Here is a 2,747-nt window from a genome sequence, read left to right as displayed (position 1 = left end):
ATACCCACCATTAATAACACCAAATTACAACCCAAAACCCCTGTATTTGTTCACATCATCTCACCCAACGATCACCAACTATCATGTAAATAAGAGAAGATAATAGAACCATCACAGATACACCACCGAAAGATTCACCTTACCTGACAATTATCACCCGAACTATTTTAACTAATTTCAATAGGTGAGATATTTTTCCATTCTTCAGACTCATTTTTTGCACACCAAATATCAAATTTCTGCTGAAGATTTAACCAAAGTTCCGGCGTAGTTTGAAAAGCACTTGCTAACCGCAAAGCAATATTAGGTGTTACACTTGCACGTTCATTCACAATTTCCGAAACCGTTTTTCGAGACACACCCAAAATATTAGCAAGTTCTGTCACCGTCATATTTAAAGGTTCTAAATATTGACGTTTAATCAAAGCACCAGGATGTCTTGGTTTTCTGTTAGTATTCATGTTAATAATCCTAATGATAATCCTCGTAATTTACGTCGTAAGCATCCCCATCTTCAAAAACAAAAGTTAAACGCCAATTACCAGAAACTGCTACAGAATATTCTCCTTTTCTATTTCCTATTAATTGATGAAACTTAGAACCAGGAAAATTCATATCCTCGGCTACAGATGCAGCATCTAGTCTATCTAATAAATCTAACAGTTTTTCAGCATGATTTGGATTAACTCCACTTCTATTATCATCTTCAAACAGCTTTCTTAACCCCTTATGCTTGAAATTTCTGATCATAAGTAAAATAACAATATTTACTGTAACCTACAAGGTTACACTTGTCAATCCACAATATAGGCTAAATTTGGTAATTTTGAAAACTCATTGATTAATATTTACAATACTTTACAAATCATCATCACAATTATCATGGCAGAAAATGACAAAAACTGCCATAATATAGAAAAGAAGATTCAGCGAAATCACATTATGAAAAGTATGAATATTTCCTTACCTGACACCATGCGCGATTATATAGAATAACAGGTAGCGCAAGGTGGTTACAGCAGCGTCAGTGAATATTTTCGGGAATTAGTGCGACAAGACCAAAAACTCCAAAGCAAAAGAACAACTACAAACCCTACTTTTAGAAGGTTTAAACTCTGGAAATGCAACAGAAATGACAGCACAAGATTAGGAAGATATTCGTCAAGGTGTAAGTTAGCAGTGATGTTTACAACCGAGAAAGCATATTCATAACAGATGAATCTACCAGTTTATAAGATATCTGTTTATTTACATATTTCATAATAGAATCAATAATTTCTTGTTGCAAAATTTCACATAATGCTTTTTTATTACCTTCCTTGAGTTCTAATACTAATTCTTGAGTTCTAAAGGAGATATCTTTCATAGTATCTTCATCAGGTAAAATCACAGGAGTTTTTAAAATATACTTAGCAGAATTATTTGCAGATGGATTAATAGATTTCAAACACATCCAAAATACAGGCGAATTACAATAAGCTAATAAAAAATATAAATCAATAGCAGATTTAGGAAAAATTCCTACTATAGATTGGTCAAAAAGACTTTCCTCAATTAATGCGGCTGTAGGACGTTTAGATGTTTCCATAGGAAAGCCTATTCCTGTTTTAAAGTAGTAGGAAGAGTTTTGAAATCTGGACTTTTTATTTGTTTTATAATGTTCAATTGCTTCCAAACTCCAATCTACATACCATTGAGTTGGTTTAACAAAATTAAAACCACCACCTTTAAGAATAGGAATAAAATGTTTTTTTCCTACAATTCCATCTAAATTACTTTCTAACCGAGAAAGATTAAATTCAATAGAATTATGATCAACAATTAAATAATCAGCCGCACCTTTAACAGAAACGGATGCTTTACGCAGAAAGCGTTTATCATTTCCTGAATAGAAACCAGTTACACAGTCAGCAATATCAGCCATTTTAGTTATGCTGGATGATAGTTCATGAAAAACTGGTTCATGACGGGATATGGAAATGGATAATGATTCACTTTTAAGAATATCTTGCTGGTTGATAAGTTTGCAATTATTTTGTATATTTATAGATACTATAAAATCTTCAAGAGAATTAACAAATCTAACCGAAAAAGAGTGTCTATTTGTGGGTTTTTCAGCACGGATAGAAATAATACAAAGACCAGCATAACCAAATGAAATACCAGGAAATAGAGATGAACGAAAAACATCTATACTTTCAATGGTAAATTCTTCTAAAAGGTAACGTCTAATATTAATATGGCTATGAAGATACAAAAAAGTATCGGGAATAATAAATACTAGTCGTCCTTTTTCTGCAAGCAATTTGAGACAACGTATTAGAAAAACCGCATAAGTTTCTTTAATATAAAATCCTGGATATTTTCTTTTTAATTCACTGCGACGTTCGTATTCTTGCCAACCTCCATAGGGAGGATTTCCCAAAATCTTTGTAAATTTATGACCGAACGATTCACAAAGGTCTAAATCTGGACAAAAAATTGTATCACGTTCTCGTATTTCTACATTTTTTAATTGACTAAACTTTAAATTGAGATTTTTTGCGTGTTCAGGATGTAATTCATAAGCAACAGATGATATATTTTCGTTGATATTAAGTACAGCTTCTAAAAGATGTCCTTCTCCTGCACATGGTTCAAGTAGTTTATCATTCATTTCCAGCCTCAATAGTGAAACCCAGAAGTGTTGAATGTTAAGAAAAGCCTGATAAAAATAGCCCAAAATATGTTAAATTTTGGGCGAAGGA

4 protein-coding genes are annotated in these 2,747 nt (G+C 32.3%); 1 reads left to right on the top strand and 3 read right to left on the bottom strand.

Annotated features, from left to right (window positions below; translation table 11 throughout):
• Window positions 1-167: 167 nt before the first annotated feature.
• Window positions 168-461, bottom strand: coding sequence for a HigA family addiction module antitoxin (locus ACIR310F_RS0100330; protein WP_028082106.1), 294 nt, complete (start codon window positions 459-461; stop codon window positions 168-170).
• Between the two features lie 10 nt (window positions 462-471).
• Window positions 472-750 (bottom strand): type II toxin-antitoxin system RelE/ParE family toxin, encoded by a 279-nt coding sequence (locus ACIR310F_RS0100325; protein ID WP_028082105.1) that lies wholly within the window; start codon window positions 748-750, stop codon window positions 472-474.
• Between the two features lie 87 nt (window positions 751-837).
• Between ACIR310F_RS0100325 and ACIR310F_RS26480 the strand changes: the two genes are divergently transcribed.
• Window positions 838-996 carry a hypothetical protein gene (locus tag ACIR310F_RS26480; protein ID WP_231387341.1) on the top strand — a complete coding sequence of 53 codons (159 nt, stop codon included), beginning with the start codon at window positions 838-840 and terminating at the stop codon, window positions 994-996.
• Window positions 997-1,186: 190 nt separating this feature from the next.
• Here the strand turns inward: ACIR310F_RS26480 and ACIR310F_RS21020 are convergent, their stop codons facing one another.
• Entirely contained in the window at window positions 1,187-2,722 is a 1,536-nt protein-coding gene (locus tag ACIR310F_RS21020; protein WP_071604768.1) for an Eco57I restriction-modification methylase domain-containing protein, read from the bottom strand.
• Window positions 2,723-2,747 lie beyond the last annotated feature (25 nt).

Source organism: Dolichospermum circinale AWQC310F (assembly GCF_000426925.1).
Taxonomy (GTDB): Bacteria; Cyanobacteriota; Cyanobacteriia; order Cyanobacteriales; family Nostocaceae; genus Dolichospermum; species Dolichospermum circinale.
Note: the sequence above shows the minus strand (reverse complement) of the source record. Positions and strands in the feature narration are given on the sequence as shown.

What these genes read in the sequence shown, in the direction of transcription:
- ACIR310F_RS0100330 (WP_028082106.1), bottom strand. Translation starts at nt 461, where the DNA reads ATGAATACTAACAGAAAACCAAGACATCCTGGTGCTTTGATTAAACGT.
- ACIR310F_RS0100325 (WP_028082105.1), bottom strand. Translation starts at nt 750, where the DNA reads ATGATCAGAAATTTCAAGCATAAGGGGTTAAGAAAGCTGTTTGAAGAT.